Origin of the sequence: Enterococcus sp. AZ084 (assembly GCF_051714905.1) — a bacterium.
Classification (GTDB): Bacteria; Bacillota; Bacilli; order Lactobacillales; family Enterococcaceae; genus Enterococcus_B; species Enterococcus_B pernyi.
This window is the reverse complement of record NZ_JBIOSS010000001.1, coordinates 31915-55210: the sequence shown is the minus strand read 5'-3', so window position 1 is coordinate 55210 and position 23296 is coordinate 31915. Positions and strand designations below refer to the sequence as shown.

Genomic DNA, 23296 nt, shown 5'->3' with positions numbered 1-23296 from the left:
TAGGCTCTCAGTCTGTAATCATATTTAAATTTTCTCTGAATAAATATTATTTACCAATAGACTTAAATCACTTTTATAGGCACATTAATCAACATTTCCTACCCAGTAATAGGTGCCATTTTGTGGATTATGGTTATAGTAACACTTCGTCCCATTTAAATAAAGATAGGCATTTTTATTAATCAGCGTTCCTTCAGCATACCCAGAATCAAGTGTATTCCATGCTTGTGTCTCCGTCCCAATTACTCCATTATCATTGTGAGACTCCCAACGTAATAAAGGACCTACAGAGTTTATTGCTTTAAATAAGTAACCAGCAAATCTCCAACCACTTCCTGAAAATAGATTTGAACTATAGCTTGCTCCATATGCTAATCCTCTTACAGTGGAGGGTGGTGTAGCCGCCCTTAATTGTCCTGCTAGTAAGCCTGGATTGTTTGGATTTTTAAATAGTTGATCAGTTAATTTGTCTTTTATTTCTCCCCATGTTATAGCATTGGGATCAGTTTCGCTGTTATAACTTGCTACAACTTTACCAGTTTTGATAGACGTTTCTATCATTTCACCGTGCAGAAATCCTCCTTCAGGAAGGATTAAAATTTTTGCATTATCTGAATATCTATTTTGGATTTCTTGTTCAGTAACAGAGCCAGATAATGGCTTATCTTTCCTTTCCGCTGCATGAGTCTCATTCCCAGTTCCAATAAATAATCCTACTGTTATAAGTGTTGCTACTAATAATAACTTATTCCATTTCATAGATTCCTCTCCTAGCTCATAATAATTTTTATAGTTTAGTGAGCGCTTACTTAATATATATTATAAGTTTTTCCGTTACTCATTTTAAAATTATTAATGTTTTTTTAAAATAAATATTTTTAATAACTATTACTTAAGATAAGCTTATAAGAAACTATCATTAACCATAGTATTAGGAATATTTCTTGTGTGAATAAGTGTTTAATGGCATTTGGTATGAGAATTGTGAATCTGCGTAGGCAAATTGAATTGCACAAAATTTCAAATGTTTATAAACAAAACATTTGAACACAAGGACTATAAAAAATATTGGCAATTCTTACAGACTTTTGCCCCTCTTAGAAGATAATAAAATAACTAAAATTCATATTTTTAATTTGTTTTACTGTGTTGTAAAATCAATTAACTGGTTTCTATTTTTAAAATTCTTCAAGTAGATACAAAAAAATCCTTCCTACAAATAAAATAGGAAGGATCAAAAAATAGAAATCAACTTTAGGCTATTAGCAGATGATTGAACATTCTATCTATTTGAATCATCTTATTGGACTTTCTTTCTTCTTGTTAAATAGAATAACGAAATAAGAAGCATTAATACTCCAGCTAGTCGCCATATGTTGTTTGCTCTCCAGTGTGGGGTAAGTTTTTATTGTTGGTTTTATTATTAGTTTTATTGTTTGTATTTTGAGAATGTGTACCTTTATTATCATTGCTTGTAGTTCCATTTTTGTCTATAGCTCTAACAGTGATCGCGGCGGTACTCGTTACTCTATCTCTATTGTTGATGATCTAATAGAGACGCCCCTGGAGCGATAATCGTTTTATGCCATCAAAACCGAATATATATTGTTACAAAAACAGCTCCTTTTTATAACATTTTTGACTAGTTCGCTCTAAAATCAGTTAAAATTTTTGCTCTGCTTTACAAAGTAATTCCTTAGATAATAGGAACACATTCCTAAAGAAACTACTGCTATTATCCATAGGTACTTATTAAGGGAAAGAACGATTTTAAAATTACTCCTGTATTCCACTGTTGATTCAAATGTATACAGCAAAAGAAAAGTGAGCAAAAATGCTTTCAGTTTACCAATTTTCAGATAGATCTTTTCTTCATTTAGTATCGCTAATCCTAAAATCAATAAAATATCGGATAGGCTGAATATAATAAATTCTTGTTTTAAAAATATTTTTATGAGCCCAATTACTATTGCACTCAAATATGAAGCAAGTAACACGTTTCTTAATATATTACTTAGTATGATTTTCATGTTCACGTCAACTCCAAAATAGATGTTTTTGCATAGACTAGCTATTTAACTTCCTCACAAGCGGATATACATCACTTATACCATTTTCTGTCGATGGTTTTCGATATTAGTCAAAAAATACCTTTTTGAAGTCATAATTGTACATACGATTGATAGCTTTCAACATCAACCCGCCTAACCGAAAAGCCTCGACAAATCAATATCTGACGAGGCAAATCCTTATTCATTTATTCCAAATCATAATTTAACAACAAGCGCTTCATAAATCCCTAATTGGACCTGGACATTTAAATAATTTGAAAGAATGATTCCCTTTGTTTAGTCAACTCTCGAATATAAGTGAAAATTCTTTATTTGTATCTTCTAATACTTCGTAGACTTTGATCAAAATCGTGTAAGAAACCGAACATGTCACGTCCTGGTGATGGGAGAATAATTTTCTTCCAAGGGGTTTCCCATTCATTCCTGATCCACCATTGATGGCTAGACAAAACAGACGAAACCACACGCACACTCTACCGACTCCCATTGGTTGATGTAAGGCTGTAGTTTCGTCTTTTTTGTCGTCTGAGTCAAACGACTCTTCTAGTGTTCAACGACGATTGAAGACCCCAGCGGATGATCGTTTGCTCCTGGTATTTGCCGATTTCTAAATACTACTTGAACATTTATTAACCCTTCTGTTTTGATCTGATAGCTATCATCTTCAGGGGTAACAGTGATCGTACCAACTGGAAGCCCCTGTTGATCTACCACTTGTTGCGTCACTGTTTCAGTCAGCTCAAAGACATGCACGGTTAAGTCTTTCGTATAATCGTATGCAGCAGTCGTATCCACGGAACCTTCAATAATCAATGAATTAGGACGGACCATGAGTGGTAAGTGGAAGTAATCATAGGTCTGTGTGTACCATTGTTGTTCTTCATATACATGATTATCTAAATAATTCGTCCAACGTCCCTCTGGTAAATAAAAAGTGACCTTTCCTTGCTCATTGAAAATCGGTGCAATCAACAACCGTTCACCGAACATATATTGTTTGTCGATCGTATGCGTCGTATAGTCTTCTGGAAATTCCAGCATCACCGGGCGCATCATCGGGATACCTGTTTGCGCTGTTTCTACTGCTTGCTCATAGATATAAGGCATCAAGCGATTTTTTAATTTTGAAAATCGTTGGCTGACTAACACAGCTTCTTCCCCAAAGTTCCACGGTACTCGATATTCAATATTACCATGGTAGCGACTATGAGTAGATAGTAAGCCGAATTGTGTCCAACGTTTATAAATATCCGCTGTCGCATTCTCTTCAAATCCGCCAATGTCATGGCTCCAGAAGCCAAAGCCGGATAACACAAATGAGAGTCCACCCCTTAATGATTCTGCCATGGACGGGTATTCCGATAAGTTGTCCCCACCCCAATGAACTGGGAATTTTTGTGAACCAACCGAAGCAGAACGAGCAAATACGACCGCTTCATCTGGGCGTAATTCTGCTAATAATTCAAAGACGACTTCGTTATAAAGATACGCATAATAGTTGTGCATTTTTTGCGGATCAGAACCATCGTGATAATTCACATCCGTAGGTATACGTTCACCAAAATCCGTCTTGAAGGAATCGACACCGATTTCTATGAGTTCCTTCAGCCTTTCTTTGTACCAATGACGCGCTTCTGGATTTGTAAAGTCAATGATTCCTTGACCCGCTTGCCAAAGATCCCATTGCCAAACTTCGCCATGTTTATCTTTGATGAAATAGCCTTTCTCTTTACACTCTTGAAAGGCCGCCGCTTTTTGTCCGATATACGGGTTGATCCATACGCAGACCTTCAAGCCCTTCTGATGGATTTTTTCAATCAGTTGTTGCGGATCTGGAAACAGCTCGCGATTCCATTCAAAACCGCACCACTCGAATTCTTTCATCCAAAAACAATCAAAATGAAAGACATCAAACGGAATCTCTCGTGTCTGCATTTCTTCAATAAATCCCATGACTGTTTCTTCACGATAGTCCGTCGTAAAGGAAGTTGATAACCACAAACCAAATGACCATGCAGGTGGCAATGCGGGTTTACCCGTTAAATCAGTGTATTTTCTTAAGATCGTTTTCATATCAGGTCCATAGATGACATAGTATTCCAATCGTTCACCTACTACACTAAATTGTGTGCGTGAAACATTCTCCGAACCAACTTCAAATGAGACATTTTCAGGATGATTGACAAAGACACCATACCCTTGGTTCGTTAAATAAAATGGGATATTTTTATACGCTTGTTCACTACCAGTACCGCCATCTTGATTCCAACAGTCAATGATTTGCCCATTTTTGATGAATGGGGTGAATCGTTCACCTAAGCCATAGACATATTCATACGGATCTAACGACAACTGTTCCCGCATATAATGGATACCGTCACTACTTTGAATCGTGGCTTGTGCTTTTGGCATAGAAGACGTCAAAAGCTTCCCTTCCGCGAGAAAATCAATTTGGAATGTGGCGTTTTTCGGCACTCGTGCGACTAATTGTCCTGATTGAAACGTATAAAATTCTTCATTTTCTATATCGATCATGACAGAAGATGACTGTCTGTTTAGTTGAAAATGAGGGCCGATTTGTGCTTTGTCATGATGCACCAGTTGTACTTTGATAATATCTTCTCTTGGTGATTCAAAAGACAAGGTCGTCATCCCTAGGTTCAAGGTATCTCCTCTTGTCTGGATTGGTTTATAAGGCAAGAAAAGAGTTAAGTTATCCTCCTTCACTTGAGCTTCATAGACATGATTCGGGTGTTCAAGATGAAATCCTTCTTTTGCCAACCAATAGCCGTTTGTAAACTTCATTTATTTTCCTCCTACTTCACTGCGCCATCTGAAATGCCTTTTACGACATGTTTTTGCAAGACAACAAATAAAATAATAATCGGTAAGACGACGATCACTAGCGCAGCCAGTGCTAAGTGCCACTGCTTATTGAATTCGCCGAAAAAATAAAACATCTGTAAAGGAATTGTATACATCCCTGCTTTGTTGATGCTTAATGAAGGTAACAGATAATCATTCCAAAACCATAAGGCGTTCAACACGATCACTGTCACTGTCGTAGGCTTCAGCAAAGGAAAAATGACTTGCCAATAGATTTGGAAGGTATTTGCCCCATCGATCACTGCCGCTTCATCTAATGATTTCGGAATCCCTCGTAAAGCACCGTAATATAAAAAGGTCGACATACTTGTTGCTAATCCTAGATACATCACCATCAAGCCTGGTTGATTCAGCATACTGACTTGCCCAAAAAGTGAAATCAAGGGGATCATGATTCCTTGAAAAGGAATCAATAACCCAATTGCGACAATAAAATAAAGAAATGAACTTAAGCGACTCGTGTTTCTCGATAACGCGTAGGCCGCCATGGAAGAAACAAACACGATCAATACTAAAGATCCGATCGTTATCAGTAACGAATTAGCTGCACTTTTGAAAAAATCCAATCGCTCGAACGACTCGATATAGTTATCAAGTGTTAGCCCAGTTGGTAAAGTGAGTGTGTTTTGGAATATCTCTGCTTTGGTTTTGAATGAATTGATCACCACTAAGAAAAACGGATAAAACCACAGACTAGCAAGTAACAATCCGCTAAAAATCAGTAGAGACTTCTTAACCTGTCGTGGATGTTTCACTTTTGATTGCTTCATGCGCTGACCTCCTTTTTCCGTGTCAGTGAGATTTGAACCACTGAGATAATCACAATAATGACCAGAAAAATCACCGCTTTCGCCTGTGCATACCCCATTTTTCGCATTCCAAATGCTTCATTGTAGATATTCATCGCCACCATTTGGGTGGAATTGAACGGCCCACCTTGTGTCAAGGCTAAGTTTTGATCATAGATTTTAAATGCGTTGGACAACGTCAAGAACAAAGTGACGGTGAAAGCTGGCATCAACATGGGTAATTTGATACGGAAAAAGACTTGCAAAGGATTCGCCCCATCCATATCTGCCGCTTCCAGAATCTCTTCTGGAATATTGTTGAGAAATGAGATATAGATCAGCATCATATAGCCACTCATTTGCCAAACAAATAAAATAATGAGCCCCCAAAACCCCGTTTCTGGCGTGTTCAGCCAACCGGCAAAAAAATCGATACCCGTCATAGTTGCTAGACTTTCAAATGCTTTATTGAAAATAAACTGCCAAATAAATCCTAGGATGATCCCTCCAATCAGATTTGGCATGAAAAAGATCGTACGGAAAAAAGTCGTCCATCTACCTAATTTTTGTGTCACGAACATCGCTAGACCTAAAGCCACGATGTTGATCAAAATCACACTGAAAAATGAGAATTTTGCGGTAAACAGTAAACTGTCGATAAATCCTTGATCATTAAATGCCCGAAGATAGTTTTCAAATCCAACGAATTCACCTACTGTATTGCCATTCCAGTTTGTGAGTGAGTAATACCCGCCTGTCAGTAATGGAATGAACAAAACGATCGCTAACGCCAATAACGCTGGTGCAAGTAATAACCAAAAAGCTTTTGTGCGATTTGTTAACATGAGAACCCTCCTTGTATCTCGCTAGATAAAAACCAACCGATCACCGCTTACTTCCTTTCTTGTGCCCAACTGGTCTGCAAGGTATCAATAAATTCCTCCCAAGAGATTCGATCGGCTGCATACGCTTGGATCTGGACACCAAATATATTTTGTCCAAATCCATCTGGATAGGAATTATGGACCCATGGAACGGTTTTACCTTCGCTTAAATACGTATAGATTTCCTTGGATAACGGATCATTGATCGCATCGCTCGAAAAGTTGGTATACGCCGGAATAAATTGAAACTCATCGACGATTGCTGTCATCGCCTGCTCATCCGTATACATCCACGTTAAAAATTCGATCGACGCATCAATGACTGCTTGATCTTTATCCTTATTGACCCCCCAATACCAAGCTGGCCCCGCCACGATGTTGCTTTCTCCCGATGCTTCGATTTGCATAGGAAGAATCCCTAGTTTTTCTTTCGTGAACGTCTCATCTAAGCTATCTAATGTTGGTACGATCCAATTTCCTTGATGGATGATAGCCACCTTTTCACTGGCAAATAATTCTTCAACAGATGTACTATAATCCATTGCCTCCATTGGTTGTGCATTGTACTTAATGACCAAGTCGGTGTAGTTTTTCATTTGCTCGGCATAATCTACGCTTAATTTCGGTGCTTGGTAAGTCTTTTCTAAGCTGTTCTCAAACTCCGGAGCAAGAAAATTCGAACTATATTGACTGGATACCCACGTTTCTGCCCCACTAAAACCAAATACGCCTTGTAGCCCAAGTTCGTCTTTTTTACTATCCAATAATTGAACGGCTTCTTCAAATGCCTCAAATGAGTTGATCGATCCACTATCGATGCCAGCTTGTTTAAAAATATCCTGGTTGATCAACCAGCCATATCCTTCGATATTCATCGGTACCCCATAGACCGTCTCGTCGAGTGTAGCCCCCTCTAATGTCCCCTCAATTGCTTGTTTTGCTAATGTCGTTTCCCCAAGATCATAGAGTTTATGTTGCCAAATCTGCGTATCTGCTAAGCCACCCAACATAAAGATATCCGGTTCATCTCCTGAGGAAAACTTCGATTGTAACGCTGCCGTCGCATCAGTTCCTCCGCCAACCGTCGTCAAGTTGATCTTGATTTGCGGATGGTCTTTCTCGAAATCCTCCACTAAGGCATCCATTTGCTCGGCTGTTTCTGTCTTGATATTGAAAATCTCTAATGTTACACTACCATCATCTGAAGACCCGCTTTGTGCCGTCCCGCAGCCAGTAATTCCTAACACCATGATAAAAGCAAGTATTAAAAATCCTCGTTGTTTCTTCATGATTATTCCTCCTCCTCTTATTAACAAATTGATTATATTGATATTTACAACGGTATGTAATCGCTATCTTAATCAAAATACCTTGTAATATTGATCAAAATGGAGGAAATGTGATGTTTAGACCAAACGATATTTTTACCCCCAATCCTAGTCAACAAGATATTGATACCACGCTAAAGGAAATGACCGAACATGGGGATAGTTTGTTTCCAATTGCCGTTCACTATACGAATCACCCAGCCCATCAGGAAAATATGATCCACCCCCATTGGCATCGAGAACTAGAGATTCTTTATGTCTATCAAGGACTCATGGAAGTCAAAATAGAAGGAGTAACTTACGTTGTTCACGAAGGAGAGGTTATGTTTATTCCTGCGAATCAATTACATGAAGCACTCAATCATCAAATGAATGCCTGTGCATTTTTTGCCATCGTATTTGATGCTTCATTTATTGAAAGTCGCGTTTCTGATCATATTCAGCAAACTTATCTTGATCCATTGCTCCATTCACCAGAACAAGTAGCGATCCATTTTACAAATGATTACTCAAGTATTTCGGAGATCCAACAACTGGTAATCACAATCATTGATACATTTGCCTTGAAAGAATCTCGCTTTGAACTGACGATCAAAGCACAATTGTTCTTACTGATCAAACATTTTTCGCGCTACAGTACTCAAGTGAATCCTGCAAAGTTAGTTGCTAGTAAAAACAAACTCAACACGTATCGCTGTAAAAAAATCATTCTATACCTTGAAGAAAATTACCAAAACACGATCACTCTTGAAGCAATCAGTCGTCATATCGGATATAGCAAAGAGCATTTCTGTCGTTTTTTTAAAAAACATTTTCGTATGACTTTTTTCACGTATTTAAATCAAATGCGCATCAAAAAAGCCGAGTACCTGTTACTGCATACAGATTTGAAAATCATCGATATTGCCTTGGAAGCTGGTTTTGAAGACCCTAATTACTTCACTAGCCTGTTTAAACGTGAAACGCAAATGACTCCGACAGGTTATCGGAAAAAAATGTGCGCCTTCACCAATATATGAGCCTATCTCTTGATTATTACCAGTAGCTTTTTCACCTCATCAAGTAGCGATAGTGGAAAAGACTAGGACAACTCTCATAGATAGTTACTGAATATAAAGAAATATCGACTTAAAACTTGGAGAAAGTTTTTTAGTCGATATTTCTTTTATAGATAATCTAGGATAATGCTTATTTTTTTCTCTTCATTACCAGAAGTGAGCATCCTAGTTTGTTCTTTACTTTAAATTATTGATGTTATAATAATATGTATTCAAACTATATTTATCACTTAGGGGTTCACGAGTATATGAAAAATAAGGTTTTTTTAGCAATGATTAGTTTATTTTTTTTGTTTACATTAACAAGCTGCAAATCAACAAGTACCACAAGTACAAACTCTTCGGTAATCGCTAGTACAGTATCTACAGCAGATAAATCATCCGCAACACCCTCTGATAACTCAACTTCAGAGAGCGAATCGACAAACGATACGACAACACTTCACGGACTAAATGATCCGGCCACAATCTACTTAAATGGAGAACCTGCAGTTACTATCGAAATTATCAAAGCCAGTGCCCAACTAGATGACGTTATTCGGGAACAAGCCTACTTAGTTCCAAAATCAGACACTATCATTAGACTTGACATTCGCATGACAAACCATTCAATTAATGGTTTTAACGATGGTTCACAATTTTATAGAAACTTTGATTTAGTTACAGAAGACGGAATTAATGTTTATCCTACGTTACAACACCAAACCAGCGGTCAGCCAGAAACAGCCCCTTTAAAATTGGGAAGCACAGGTGTGGTACAAGCTTACTTCTTATTAGACGGTGATATGAAGAATACTAATGTTGATGAAATTAACATTGAATATTATTACGTGCGTGATTTAGTCAACCAAAATAGCCAAGATTTTCGTTCGATAAAATTTAAACTTCCAGTTACACATTGACATTATGAATAAAATCTCACTTAAGCTAACAAACAATAAATAAGTACCTTGTTCCTTAACATGGTACTTATTTATTGTTTATATATCAGTAAAGTTAATATAGGCTATTTTTTGCTTAGTTGAATATGTTCATCGCACTAATCAAGATCTGGATATCTTCTGTATTTCCCGTAGGTATATTTATTCTCTGCGCATTATCGAGTATTTTCTGTTCTTCCTGCTTCATAGTAACTGGATCATCTGACTGTTGAAAGTGACTTGGTACAGGATAATACATTATTGAGCCATCATGGTTACTAGAGTAAACAACTAAACCTTGATACCCATATTTTCCGGTTAAGATTACTGTGTCTTGAGGATAAACTATGCTATTTTCGTCATAAGGATTAATTTTTGTACCCGCTGGAGAATGGTTAACATTTAATGTAAAACCTGCATTACCTAAATCATTTTTATACGCCGTACCATTAATAGTTAACCAGACACGCGCATATTCAATTTGTTCGTCTGAGTAAACACTTAACGGATCATTAATGGATTCTGAGGGTACTGTTGAGGCCTCTGCTGAATCCTCTGGAATTTTTGTTGAAGGTTCGCTTTCGGTTATCTCACTCTCTGAGACAGGAGACTCTGTTGTTTCGCTTTCAGAAAGAGTAGAAGAGGTTGTTTCTTCTGTTTTTTGAATAGTTGATTGGTGTGAATTATTCTCACTTATACTAGATGAAGATTCTTTTTCATTACTACTTTCAATTATTTGACCATTGGAGGATTGAACAGTTTCATTATTTTTTGAGCCACATCCTGTGAGAAGAATTATTAATAAGATACTGATTGGTACTATTTTTTTCATATTGAACACCTCTATTTAATTTATCAGTATTATTATAACGCATATTATTAATAACTTTTCAGTTTAACTAATCGAAGAAATTTTCATGTACACTTAACTATTTTGTAATGAAATGAAAAGGCCCAAAGTGAACTTTTGTTCATTTCGGAAAATTTTTACACTATCAATTACTTATTCCAAGGTTTCGTCTCTTTTAACCCCACAAATCCATTCTCGTTATATTTATCCTCCTAAATTTCTATTGCCCCATTGAAAAGAGAATATTTCTTCATGATACAACAACCATCCAACACCTTTGAAATGACCTGATATTTTTCTTCTGGAGAATAAAGTCTTTTCTTAAACATACAAAAAACTCCCTATAAAGTAGATTTAAAATTTTGTTTTTTCTTTGTCTACTTTATAGGGAGCATATCATCACAAGAAATAGCAGTTTTTTTATTAAATTTTTAAAGCTACTTTCAAATTTTGTCTGCTATAATTAAAAAAAGGTTTTAAGGAGAACTAAATAATGCTTTTAATTAAATTTATGTTTACTTTAGTATATTATGGTAGTTTTATGTATACAATCTACAAAGTCTGGCAGATCCAACAGGAGTATTCAGATATTATGGCTGTATATAAACAAGAAGGAGAGCGTGCTTTTCCAAACTTGACTGAACAAGAACAAAAGAGACGAAAAAAAGCAATCTCACAATATTATGAAAAAAAGGACCCTTCTTTTGCTCTAAAAAGAAAATTTTCATTTATCATTTACGTTATTGTCTTTTTTATTTTGGAACGTGTCATTCGCTACTTTTTCCCTATTGAAGACGTCCCTAAAAATTTGAATTACATAATTCCCTATTTGGGAGTAGCCCTTACCCTCAGTGCTGTTACAGGCTTTTACTTAATTAAATCAAAAAAAAATGAACGCGAAATATTTAAACAATATTTAATAGACCATCCCAAAAACGAATTACAATTTGTTTGGGTTTCAGAAAAACTTCAGGCAAGGTTTATGCAAAATACAAATAAAAGATTTATTGTCCACCTTACATTAGGTATATTAATGATATTGTATCCTCTTTTTTCTTAGATGGGGCTATACCTTAAAATTATAACCACCCTTCAAAAGGGTGGTTTGCTCCAAGGCTATAAGCTCTTAACACCGGCCAGTACCTAAAGACGCTGGTTTTCTCATTTCATGTTCAAGCCATATTGCCTTTGCCACTTTTGACTACCTTTATAATTACAATTGTTCACATTTCCCGAGAAATAAGGAGAGTGGGACAATAATCAGAAGAAAATCTGATTATTGTCCCACTTTTTTTGCGTATTTTTGAATTTTAGGAACACAAAAAAGCACACAACCTTGTATGATTAAAGTGACTAAACCCAATCAAAAAGGAGTGTGCCTTATGTTCAAAAATTATACCATTAATCAAACCACTTTACCACTAGATATGGAACAGTTTATTCCTGAAACTGATGTTGCGTTTGCCGTCAATTCTTTAGTTGAAGCAATCCCTCCACACCTCTTCGATGAATTAGAACACCAACTTGGGCGTCCTGCCTATCATCCAAAAATGATGTTAAAGATTCTTCTTTATGCCTATACCCAACGTGTTTTTTCTGGTCGAAAGATTGAATTCCTTTTAGACGATAGCTATCGGATGCGTTGGTTAGCCAATCACGAACAAGTTAGCTACCGCACGATCAACCGATTTCGAAATCATGAGACAACCGCTCAGTTGTTAGCTGAAGCCTTTGTTCTATTTCGTCGTCAGTTGATTACGAATCAAGTCATCGATAACGAAGCGATTTTTATTGATGGCACGAAAATTGAAGCGGACGCCAATAAGTTTAGCTTTGTTTGGCGAAAAGCAGCTACTCGATACGAACGTGCTTTAGATGAAAAATCTGAAGCATTCTACCAAGCGCTCTATCAAGAAGAGATTCTCCCTTGTTTAAAAGAGGAAGAGCAATCCGATGGATTGTCGAGCGACCAACTAGAAGAAGTCGCTCATCATCTAGAAGCTGAACTCCATGAAACAAATACACAATTAGCCCAGGAACAATCCCCAAAAAAGCAAAGTCAGTTAAAGAGAAAAAGACGAGTCTATAAAAAATACCTTCGACAAGTACAAGCGGATTACCTACCAAGAAAACAAAAATATGAACGATATCGTCGTCTCTTCCAAGAACGAAACAGCTTTTCTAAAACAGATACGGACGCCACCTTTATGCGAATGAAAGACGATTATATGCGTAATGGACAGCTAAAACCAGGATATAATCTACAAATTGCGACAGAAAACCAGTATATCTTAGCCTATGACTTATTCCCAAATCCAACGGACACTAAAACCTTAGCGCCATTTTTAGATAGTTTTTTAGAACAACATAAAGAGCTACCAGAATATATTGTAGCTGATGCAGGTTATGGGAGCGAACAAAATTATATGTATATCCATGATGTTCTACATAAAACACCCTTGATCACCTACAGTACGTATTACAAAGAAAGCAAAAAGAAGAACAAGGAGAATCCGTTCAACGTAGAAAATTGGCGCTATCTGCAAGAACAAGATGAGTATATTTGCCCAGCAAAGCGACCTGTCCCGTTCAAAGGCTATAGTCGGAGAAAAGATAAAGGAGGCTTTGTCCGAGATTTCAAAGTGTATGAATGCGAAGATTGTCGAGCTTGTCCAGTCCGGAGTCAATGTACCCGTTCGAAAGGCACACAAAAGCGGCAGCTTCTAGTGAATAATTCTTGGCGCTATTTTAAAGCAGAATGCAAAAAGAAGCTTTTGGAGGAAAAAACCGGTGCGATTTACCGTCGACGAAAAGTCGATGTCGAACCAGTGTTTGGTCATCTAAAGGCTCACTTAGCGTTCCATCGTTTTCACTTACGAGGAAAACAAGGAGCGACGATTGATGTGGGTTTGGCACTTATGGCATTAAATCTGAGAAAATTAGGGAAGTACATGGAGAGAAATGTGCGAATACAAACGAAAACGAGTCCAATTTTGACAAAATACATCAAAATTGGACTCATTTCTATTTTTGAGGAAGGACTAATGTCCCACTCTCCTGATGTTTGGAGGATCCCTCCTATTGTTTCAGCTTCTGATCGATTTATGCTACTTCATACGTTGCTAATACTTGCAACACATTCGATGAACCACCAGGTATTCCACTGCTTAATTCAACTGAGATCACATCGCCAGCTTTATAATCAATTGTTTTACTAACTTTTACGCTGTCCTCTGCTCTTTCACGAACTGATCCATAATAAACTTTACCTTTATAGATTTCTGCGACATAGGCACCATTTTTACGAATGAACATTCGGTTGTTCCCTTCGAAACTTGCACGATCAAAATCAACGTCTAATCTGTTTCCTGAAAATTGAATATTCTTCACCGCATGTTCTAATAAAGAAGTGTCCACTGCTAAATCTTCTTCTAATGTGATCGATTCTAACAAGCGCTTGCCTGTTGAGCTGTGACCAGGTGAATTTGGTGCGGTATAGACTTCGATTACTTGTCCTTTGACACCGGAAATGCTACGACGTACTTGAGTACCTTCATCGGTTTTGCTTGTAAATGAATAGTAAGCTTTACCTTTATAGGTTTCAAAATGATAACGACCATCAACATAGACCATCAATCGTTCTGAACTGTTGAAACGTTCTGCATCTAGATTTAAATACGCATAAGCTTCACGATCTTGTGTTCCTACAGTCAATAAACTCGTTTCTGTTTTTTCTGGTTCTACTTGAATATTGTCAAATTTCGCCCAGCCATTTCCTGTTGAAGAGAAACGAATAATGTATGTATTGTCTGTTTCAGGTGTAGTAAATGTAAATTCTCTACGTGTCCAGTTTTCATTGTTGTGTGATGTTTCTTCTAACGAAATAAAACCTTCATCATGATTCATCGTACCAAATTCAACTTTTGCTGGAAAATCAGCACTACCTGCTACATCATAGCCGAATGTATAGGTCGTGTTTGGTTTCAGTGCCAAATATTGATGAATGTTTTCTCCATAAGTAGCAACTGCATATTTATTCCCGCTTAACTCTTCGATTGTTGGATTCTGTGTACCTGGACTAGAAACGATCCAATGGTTCAAACCCTCATTGAAATCACCGTTTTTGATCGTCAACTGTTCTTCTACCTGATTACTGACATTCGCCGAATCGCCTGTTGATTGACTTGTCGCAGATGTCACGACCGGTCCTCCTAATGTAAGAAGTAACATGCTTGTTGCTGCAATTTTTTTCAAGTTGTTTTTTTTCATCTCAAGCTCCTTATTGATTTTTTTTAGCGGATAGTTCGTTATACAGTAAACCATAAAACATAATCTATCTCGCTCTTTAAAAAGAATAACTGATAAATATCTCAACAAGAAAACACTTTTTTCTGAAAAAATATTTTTATGGAAACATAACACTGGACAAAAATAAGAAATGGACAATAACCGTAAAAAATCAACAGTCCACTAAGTTCATCGAATGATTTCAATTATTCCTTTTCTTGGATAAAATAAAAAAATACAGCACAAGGCTGTATTTTTTGAATTTTATTTTAGAAATCATCCAAGAAAATCAATCTATCAAAACATAACACCTAAAGGTATCACTCACAACATCTTTCGTTATGGTGAGCACGTTGTTTAAAATGCTGGGATATTGGAGCCTTTTGAATTATTTTTGATGTAGTCAGCGACTTCTGGTGTAGTCATCGCTTCTTTCAACACCTTGATTTTCTCGCTATCTTTTTCTTCCTCTCGAGTAACCAATTGCAACGCATAATGTTTGCTTGCTGCTTCATCTTCAAGTAACAAGGCATCTTCTGTCGTCAAGTTTGCTGGTTCCAAATATGCTGGGTAACAAAAGACCATCGCAATATCACTTTCATCATAAGCTTTTACTAGATTCAAAAGATCAATACTTTCAAAGGTAAGATTTTTAGGATTCTCTACAATATCTGCGACTGTACCATCAAAACCAACTCCATCTTTCAATCGAATGATCCCATTCTCATTCAAAATCGCTAACGCACGACCTTCATTTGTTGGATCGCTAGGAATACCGACTTTTGCGTTTTCTGGCAAATCATTGACATCATCATATTCTTTTGAATAAAATCCGCCAGCAAAATAATAGATTGGTTGGACAGCTACTAAATCAGCGTCTTTTTCTTGATTGAATCGTTCCATAAAGGGTTCGTGTTGCGCAAAGTTTGCATCTGCTTCCTTATGTTGGACGGCATCATTATAAGCAACATTATCACTGACTTCCATGATATTGATTGTGTAGCCTGATTTTTCTACTTCTTTTTTGGCAATTTCTAGAATATCTTTTGAGGATTCCAATTGAACCGCTACAGTGATTTCTTTTTTGCTTTCTGCGCTTTCATTGCTTCCACCACAGGCTGCTAAAACTAGAACTCCAACTAAAGCAAACGCAAATAAATAAAACTTTTTCATAACTTTTCTCCTACTTTCGTTTATCTAATGATTGTGCGACAAAGTTTCCAAACATTTGTAAAACAAAGACCAAAGCGATCATGATCACAATAGCAACATACATGACTCCATACTCATACCGTTGATAGCCGACACGGACAGCAAAATCACCGATCCCGCCACCACCTACGACACCCATGACGGTGGAATAAGAGATCATACTAACTGTTGTCGTAGTATAAGCCAACACTAAGCCACTTCGCGCTTCAACAAATAAGAAGTGCCAGATGTATTGAAATCTGGAAGCACCTAATGAATTCGATAAGGCATAGATTTCTTCAGGGACATCTAACAACACTTGCTCCACTAAGCGAGCGAAAATCGCGACTGCCACAATACTAAGTGGTATGGATGAAGGAACAGGTCCAAAAGCCCTTCCTAAAATCGATCGCGTCACTGGGATCAACGCGATCACTAATAAAAGATATGGAAACGAGCGAACGACTGTCACAACGAAGTTGAGCAACCAGTATAACCAGGGGTGTGTCCCTCTAACCTTGGGATTCGTCAAATATAGACCTAACCCTACTGGCAAACCTCCCAACACACAAACGAACATGGAAATCGCCATCATGATGCCCGTTTCTTTCAAACTATTGATTAGAGACGGCCAATATTCAATCAATGCTGTGGGCAAGTTCATCAGTCAAACTCCTTTTTATTTTTTCAAAATAAGTTAGTTCCTCTTCCTCGTACTGTTTTGGGTCATTCATCAATTCACCGATCAGATGCCCATTTTCCATGACTAAGATCCGTTTACATAAGCGTTTGACCGTTTCCAGTTCATGACTAACAAAAAAAATAGTCGGTTGAAACTCGGCATGTGTTTTATGTAATAAACGAACCACACTTTCTGTATTTTCTTCGTCTAAAGAACTCGTTGCTTCATCACAAAGTAACAAATGCGGATCTCTACTTAACGCTCTTGCAATAGAAACCCGTTGTCTTTCTCCGCCAGAAAGTTTGACTGGATAGCTTTCTGCTTTATGACTCATGCCAACAAAATCGAGTAGATCATTGATTTTTTTAGGCTCTTTTTTCCTTTGTAACTTCAATGGTAATGCGACATTCTCATAAACACGTAAATTTTCAAGTAGGTTATGATGTTGAAAAATCATGCCTATTTTTTGTTGTTGCTGCCGGCGCTCTTTTTTTGATAATGACTGAACATCTACACCATTTAGTTTGATTGTGCCTTCAGTAGGCGTTTCCATCAAATTCAATAAACGTAACAAGGTCGATTTCCCAGAACCACTTTTCCCAACGATCCCGATCACTTCCCCTTGTTTTACAGTAAAACTAATCTTATGCAACGACTTGGTCTTTTCATACTGCTTCGACACATTTACTAGCTCGATCACATTTTTCCTCCAGTCTATACATGCAATTAAAAGAATAATACAAAGAAAAAAACTGTATTAATTTTATTGCTAATAAAAGATTTATCTGAATTTTTAAAAGAGTAAATAAAGTACAAAAACATCTATTTTTATAATCCATTAAAAGAAAGGAAAAAGCAACTTTTTTACTCACAGATAAATATACACTGTTTTTATTTCTGTACTAGTAGTTTTAGAAAAGATAGCTTGGTTATTCATTTTCGATCAGTCTATCTTGAGATTGAAATATATTTTTTTATGAGTGAACTCAATAATTTATCAAATCTAAAAACAAATTGATTTAGTATACTATTTTTTTTAATTTGAGAAAAAATAATAAATAGAGCGGAAGGAAAAAGATGTTATACTTTGGATAATGGATAGCTCAGTAATACAATATAGATTGGTTCGTTATCTTATATTGTATCAAAAATTAGATTATTGATAAACGAACGAAGGACTGCTATCCTGAATACAATTATTGTGGATGAAACAATCGGGACTAAAAATTGTTTGGGGAAGTAGTTTTTAGTACTTTTCGTCCATACGTGTCAATGGCGTGCTACTTTCAGCATCACTAAAAACGAGAGTAGAACAAATCGGTCTCCTCTCGAAAAAATAAGCAACAACCCATCAAATTTGATCGGTTGCTGCTTATTTTGCTAGATTCAACGATCTTCAAGATCCAATCATAATTCCATTAATTTTAAGTACGGTCAAAAATTCCTCTACATAACTATCTTTTTCATCATCTGTAAATTCTTGATCTAAACGATACTTGTCTCGCACAAAGGCTTTTATGTTTTCTTTCGTCGATTCAGCCTTTAACAAATTAAATATATCAATTGCTACGTCATTGTCTAAAACAAAACGTTCATCCTCGACCATGATGTATAAGTCATTTCCCATTTTTTCATATGTGATGTGCTCATTGAGTTTCATGTCTTTCACTCTTTTCGTTATTCATTTGTACAGCTACGAACCATTTGATGCTTTAGGATTTCCTTGATCAAATTACACTCTGCTTCGTCTACACCTTGGGTATCATTGGTTGCATAATAATGATGTGCACGACATCCTCCACCGCATAAGTAACGGAATGAACAATCGTTACATTTTGTTAAATGATTGATGCTTTGAGAGCGAATAAAGGTAATATTCTCTTCGCCAAAAACCTCGCTAAGTTGCTTTTCTCTAATATTTCCCAGTTTGTAGTCAGCAGTTTCTAACAGTTTACAGGCAAATATATCACCAACAGGATTGATTGCAAATTCTCCAACGCCAAGTCCACAGGATTCTTTGATGGTGAAAGGTTTTAAAAATGGTGAACGATTTTTGTTCTTTTGTTTTAACTCGATTTCCGTTCTCTCACTCTCAGTTAAAGAAATCTCTGCCATTTTTGCACGTCCTAGTTCACTGAATCCGCCTAATTTATAATTGATGTTATTCTTCTTTAAAAATTCCACCGTTTCGTCAATATTATTGAAATTATTATTGGTAATGATCGTATTGACTGCAATATTTGGATAATTCAAGTCTAATAGATTTTGAATCCCTCTCATTGCTATGCGATAACAGCCTTTTCCTCTATTTTTATCATTTGCGACTTGGTCGATCGAATCTAAGCTGATGGTGATCGAAGCACATCTTTCAGCTAGAAACGCTGCATCTTTTGCATTCCGTACTAAAGTACCATTCGTGATCAAACCAATAGTTAGACCAATTTTTTTGGCATAATCGATATATTTTAGCGCATCCTTACTTAACCCAACCTCACCGCCAGTAAAGATAATTTTCTTTACACCGCAATCCTTCAATTGATTGAGAACGTCGATCCATTCGACAAAATTTAAACTATCCTCATATTCCTTTTCAGGACTGGCTTCTGCATAGCAGTAAACACACTTCAAATTGCATTGATGGGTCATAACCAAATAAGCTGTCTCTGGTATTCCATGCTCCGTTTTTTCTACTTCAATCGGGTCTTCTAAAAGGATTTGAAACAGATCCATCTTTTTCTGGGTTGCCATTGGTAGATGTTTGTAATCTTGCTTTTTTATTTTGTTTAATTCTTCTTGATCAACTAATATCCATGTACTACGTAGGACATTATGTACAATAAATTGTTCATTGAATCGATAGGCATGAAGATTCTCTTTGATTCGGATAAAATCACCTCATTTTTTAAACCACAAGTTCATTTTCGCAGGGTAAACCGAAGGGAGCGCCCACTTTCTGCACCAAAAATAAGTAGCAAAAATTTAAAACCCCTTTCGAAAACAAGCTGAAAATCACAAAAATCGCATGAACAATTTCCGTAATCTTCAGCTTATTTCTTGAGGTAAGACATGTTGTCATCGTCTCATCTCTATTTACGATCCTTGACCAGAAATAATCCCACAGTCGCATGGAACTGCGTATGTACCTGTAATTCTTTTCAATTCAGGTTTTTTGAACATTACTATTCCTCCTTTACGTTTTCAAACCATATCAAAAAATCAGCATGAGCATACGAAACAACATAAATTCTGTTAAGTAACTACCTAATTTTTCTGTCTTTACACACTCATATATTTATGAAAAAAAGAGAAAAATAACCTTTCCATTTTTTCCTAATAAAAGTATAATATTCTTTATAATGATTTGTCAACCACGTACTTAAGGAGTGTAATGGAAAATGAAATTTTTTTCAAAGAAAGGCTACATATATCTATTTATATCTATGTTATTAGTTTTAGTAACCGTACTAACCACCTTGATTGCTCCCTTTATTCTTAATAGTATCAATAGTTATCAGTCAACCACTATTTTTCCTATTATCTTCCTAATAATTGGTGCCATGTCACTCTCTTATCTTTTTCAGGTTTGTTTGATCATTTACCGAGAAAATTTTGCAAAAAAATTCAATTTGAACTCAATTTCCGATTTGTTAGCCAAAATATATACTTTGAAATTTGAGAAATATATCAATTTAGAATCTGGTAATCTAGTCACTCGAATTTTCAGAATTGTGGATACCTCCTATATGTTTATGACGACCAGCTTCTTTTTAGTACTGAAATCAGCCATCTCTATTCTTATCGTGTTAGGTATATTTTTAACGCTCGATTCAACTATTTTCCTGATTACGCTTCTTTTGATCCCTATTAACATCTTCTCTTATCTTTTTATTAATAAAACACTCAATCAAAGAATCAAAACGATGCAAGACGAAAATGCCAATGCTCAAAAAGATTTGATTTTGCTCTTGGGTAATCCAGAACAATTTAAAATGTTACCTAGCTTTGATACTGTCAAACAACTAACTTCAAAAACACTCAAAAAAATGTACACAAGTTTGGCAGCAACAAATAAATTTGCCCAGATCACTAGTTATACTGTCTCATTCATCAACCAACTTTCTCAAAATATTATTTTTATAACGATCAGCTACTTGGTGTATAACCAACAGCTCCAGTTGAATAATATGATGGTAGTCAGTATACTAATGCCTATTTTCTTCACTTCACTTTCTGATTTATCCAAAATCAACGTCGATTATCGAACGGTCGTAGCAAACCAGCAATTTGTTCAAGAAAACTTAGAACTTCATCAAGAAGATTTATCCGGCACACCAATTGATCCAATCACTAGCATCAAATTTACCGATCCGCAAATCACGATGGCATTAAATGCGAAAAGAATCCATTTGTCATTGACTGAAACACTGAATTTAGGAGATATTTGTTATATCGAAGGCCCTTCAGGTTCTGGAAAATCGACGCTGATAAAAGCCATCTTGAGCTTTTATGCAAGTAATGGTATCTATATCAACGACTTCCCTCTTGATCAGTTGAATGGAAAGCAAGTCAGAGAACAAATCACTTATCTTTCTCAAACAACTTTGCTCTTTTCAAATACACTTGAATACAATATCACTCTTGGTCAACCGATTTCAGAAGAAAAAAAAGAAGCGCTGAGAAATTCAACACTTCTTGCTCCGATTTTTAAAAACAAAGACTGGGATTCTTTAATCATTGATAATGGCGCAAACCTGTCGGGGGGCGAAAAACAACGCGTGTTCATTGCCCGTATGATACTCCAAGACAGTAGGATATGGATTCTAGATGAAAGTACGAGTAGTATCGACAAAGACTCTGCGGATGCCATCTTTGACACACTCATGAACGTAAGACAAAATAAAATCATTTTATTCACCTCTCATGACAAGGAAAATAAAAATTTTGCCAATAAGTTCATTCAAATCTCTTCTCGTGTAGAAACGATTGTATAGATCTATCCTCCGTCCTCTTCAAAAAACAAGTAAGAATCCACAAAAATCCGATGAACGACTTTTGTGGATTCCTGCTTTTATCTACGCTAGATATTTTCCTTTAGGACTAATAGTAAAATTGTTATTCTTTCTTTTCTAACACTACTGCTAGTGTCGGCGAGTTCTCATCATAAGGACTTCCTTTTACATCCCCGTAAAACCCACTAACAACAAAACCAGCAGCTTCCATTTCTTTTTGCAGAGTTTCTTTTGTAAAATACGTCATCCATAGATAATAATTTTTGTTTTCATGATCGGTAAGAATCGTCGTTTGTTCTAAAGTTACACGTTCGTTGTATTTTGTATTATATTGTAATGCTACATGAGGTTCCTCTGTCCAGAATCCTCCGTCTGGACAAGTATCCCAAACTCGCTTTTCTTCAAATGATTGATAACTTGCCATCGAAAAAACATCCAATAAAACTTTCCCCGTCGGTTTTAGATGCTGATAAATATTTCCTAATAATCTTTTTCTATCACTCGCTGATAACGCTCCAAAGTCACAATAGATCATTGTGATGCTATCGTATTGTTTATCTAAATCCATTGTCAGATAATCTGCATAATGGTACGTAATCGGTAACTGTTGGTCTTCCGCAGATTTTTTGGCATATGCTATCGAACGCTTAGAAAAATCAAGCCCCGTTACTTCATACCCTAATCGACTAAATTTTTCTGCATAGATTCCCGGACCACAGCCAATATCTAATAACGTTGGATAGGCTTTCGGCGGGATTACTGTATTGATCCAACGAACAGATTCATCAATAAACCCAGCTTTTCGACTTGCGCCTTCAAATTCAGGGTCAAGATGTGCTTGTAACATTTGTTTTGAGATGTGACGATCATCCCAAAATGCGCCTTTCGTTTGTTGATAAAGTGTTGGTTTGTTCAAAAGTGTTTCAATCATTGTTTTCCATCTCCTTATTTTTTTTATAAATTTGAACAAAAGAAAAAAGCCGTAGATTTTACTCTACGGCTTCCCTGCATAAGGCGAAGATGCGAGTAAAATAAAATCAAATACATAGGTACACTAAATAAAGCTGTGTCTCAGCTAAATTTTTTACCTATTGAATTGATTTTATTTACTCGCTTCCAGTCATACCCATGTTACTGATTATATAACATCTGATATGCCGGATTCATCACCTTCTTCTGTTAAATTTATAGTTTCATTCTATAGGACATACCAGTAATTGTCAATTTTTTCTCTGGTAAATATAAAATGATCGTAAAAGAAGCATATCTATAAAATAATGGTACACCAAAGTAATTTTTTCTAAACGGGAGAAATATTCGTGGATGGCGCAGTCAACTATT

The 23296-nt window shown here is 36.3% G+C and carries 20 protein-coding genes; 5 read left to right on the top strand and 15 right to left on the bottom strand.

The window, feature by feature from the left end; genetic code table 11:
- Positions 1-84 precede the first annotated feature (84 nt).
- The 7 genes from IGI79_RS00240 to IGI79_RS00210 form a co-directional block, all read right to left on the bottom strand.
- Positions 85-759, bottom strand: a complete 675-nt coding sequence (locus IGI79_RS00240; protein ID WP_195274014.1) for a hypothetical protein — start codon at positions 757-759, stop codon at positions 85-87.
- Between the two features lie 541 nt (positions 760-1300).
- Complete coding sequence (locus tag IGI79_RS00235) at positions 1301-1351, bottom strand: hypothetical protein (protein ID WP_396349522.1); 51 nt, start codon at positions 1349-1351, stop codon at positions 1301-1303.
- 1001 nt (positions 1352-2352) lie between these two features.
- A complete protein-coding gene (locus tag IGI79_RS00230) occupies positions 2353-2544 on the bottom strand; it encodes a hypothetical protein (RefSeq protein ID WP_195274016.1) in 192 nt (63 codons plus the stop codon).
- Positions 2545-2615: 71 nt separating this feature from the next.
- Positions 2616-4877 (bottom strand): alpha-xylosidase, encoded by a 2262-nt coding sequence (gene yicI / locus IGI79_RS00225; RefSeq protein ID WP_195274026.1) that lies wholly within the window; start codon positions 4875-4877, stop codon positions 2616-2618.
- 11 nt (positions 4878-4888) lie between these two features.
- Entirely contained in the window at positions 4889-5728 is an 840-nt protein-coding gene (locus IGI79_RS00220; RefSeq protein WP_104775942.1) for a carbohydrate ABC transporter permease, read from the bottom strand.
- Positions 5725-6591, bottom strand: coding sequence for a carbohydrate ABC transporter permease (locus tag IGI79_RS00215; RefSeq protein ID WP_019722784.1), 867 nt, complete (start codon positions 6589-6591; stop codon positions 5725-5727). Before IGI79_RS00215 ends, IGI79_RS00220 begins: the two co-directional genes overlap by 4 nt.
- Positions 6592-6638: 47 nt before the next feature.
- Complete coding sequence (locus IGI79_RS00210; RefSeq protein ID WP_195274028.1) at positions 6639-7919, bottom strand: ABC transporter substrate-binding protein; 1281 nt, start codon at positions 7917-7919, stop codon at positions 6639-6641.
- 113 nt (positions 7920-8032) lie between these two features.
- Between IGI79_RS00210 and IGI79_RS00205 the strand changes: the two genes are divergently transcribed.
- Positions 8033-8977: an AraC family transcriptional regulator gene (locus IGI79_RS00205; protein WP_019722782.1), complete on the top strand. Its 945-nt coding sequence runs from the start codon at positions 8033-8035 to the stop codon at positions 8975-8977.
- Between the two features lie 287 nt (positions 8978-9264).
- A complete protein-coding gene (locus IGI79_RS00200) occupies positions 9265-9918 on the top strand; it encodes a hypothetical protein (RefSeq protein WP_195274030.1) in 654 nt (217 codons plus the stop codon).
- A 115-nt stretch (positions 9919-10033) separates the two neighbouring features.
- Here IGI79_RS00200 and IGI79_RS00195 read toward each other — a convergent pair whose 3' ends face one another.
- Complete coding sequence (locus IGI79_RS00195) at positions 10034-10768, bottom strand: hypothetical protein (RefSeq protein WP_195274032.1); 735 nt, start codon at positions 10766-10768, stop codon at positions 10034-10036.
- Positions 10769-11279: 511 nt separating this feature from the next.
- Here IGI79_RS00195 and IGI79_RS00190 point away from each other — a divergent pair.
- A complete protein-coding gene (locus IGI79_RS00190; RefSeq protein ID WP_195274034.1) occupies positions 11280-11846 on the top strand; it encodes a hypothetical protein in 567 nt (188 codons plus the stop codon).
- 322 nt (positions 11847-12168) lie between these two features.
- On the top strand, positions 12169-14004 hold the full coding sequence (locus IGI79_RS00185) for an IS1182 family transposase (protein WP_438845601.1): 1836 nt from the start codon (positions 12169-12171) through the stop codon (positions 14002-14004).
- Here the strand turns inward: IGI79_RS00185 and IGI79_RS00180 are convergent.
- The 6 genes from IGI79_RS00180 to IGI79_RS00155 form a co-directional block, all read right to left on the bottom strand.
- The gene (locus tag IGI79_RS00180) at positions 13889-15055 is read right to left on the bottom strand and encodes a carbohydrate binding domain-containing protein (protein WP_104775949.1); all 1167 of its coding nucleotides are present in this window, start codon (positions 15053-15055) and stop codon (positions 13889-13891) included. The two genes, IGI79_RS00185 and IGI79_RS00180, sit on opposite strands and share 116 nt — an antisense overlap.
- A 375-nt stretch (positions 15056-15430) precedes the next feature.
- Complete coding sequence (locus tag IGI79_RS00175; RefSeq protein ID WP_104775950.1) at positions 15431-16246, bottom strand: MetQ/NlpA family ABC transporter substrate-binding protein; 816 nt, start codon at positions 16244-16246, stop codon at positions 15431-15433.
- Between the two features lie 10 nt (positions 16247-16256).
- Entirely contained in the window at positions 16257-16928 is a 672-nt protein-coding gene (locus tag IGI79_RS00170) for a methionine ABC transporter permease (RefSeq protein WP_104775951.1), read from the bottom strand.
- Positions 16903-17646, bottom strand: coding sequence for an ATP-binding cassette domain-containing protein (locus tag IGI79_RS00165; protein ID WP_010734527.1), 744 nt, complete (start codon positions 17644-17646; stop codon positions 16903-16905). The genes IGI79_RS00170 and IGI79_RS00165 overlap by 26 nt, the downstream gene beginning before the upstream one ends.
- A 696-nt stretch (positions 17647-18342) precedes the next feature.
- On the bottom strand, positions 18343-18606 hold the full coding sequence (locus tag IGI79_RS00160; protein WP_019722664.1) for a hypothetical protein: 264 nt from the start codon (positions 18604-18606) through the stop codon (positions 18343-18345).
- Positions 18607-18623: 17 nt separating this feature from the next.
- A complete protein-coding gene (locus IGI79_RS00155; protein ID WP_237708543.1) occupies positions 18624-19676 on the bottom strand; it encodes a radical SAM/SPASM domain-containing protein in 1053 nt (350 codons plus the stop codon).
- A 665-nt stretch (positions 19677-20341) separates the two neighbouring features.
- Between IGI79_RS00155 and IGI79_RS00150 the strand changes: the two genes are divergently transcribed.
- On the top strand, positions 20342-21937 hold the full coding sequence (locus IGI79_RS00150; RefSeq protein WP_065096717.1) for an ATP-binding cassette domain-containing protein: 1596 nt from the start codon (positions 20342-20344) through the stop codon (positions 21935-21937).
- A gap of 121 nt (positions 21938-22058) precedes the next feature.
- On the opposite strand, the gene IGI79_RS00145 is transcribed toward IGI79_RS00150, so the two are convergent.
- The gene (locus IGI79_RS00145) at positions 22059-22886 is read right to left on the bottom strand and encodes a class I SAM-dependent methyltransferase (RefSeq protein ID WP_019722667.1); all 828 of its coding nucleotides are present in this window, start codon (positions 22884-22886) and stop codon (positions 22059-22061) included.
- Positions 22887-23296: the final 410 nt, after the last annotated feature.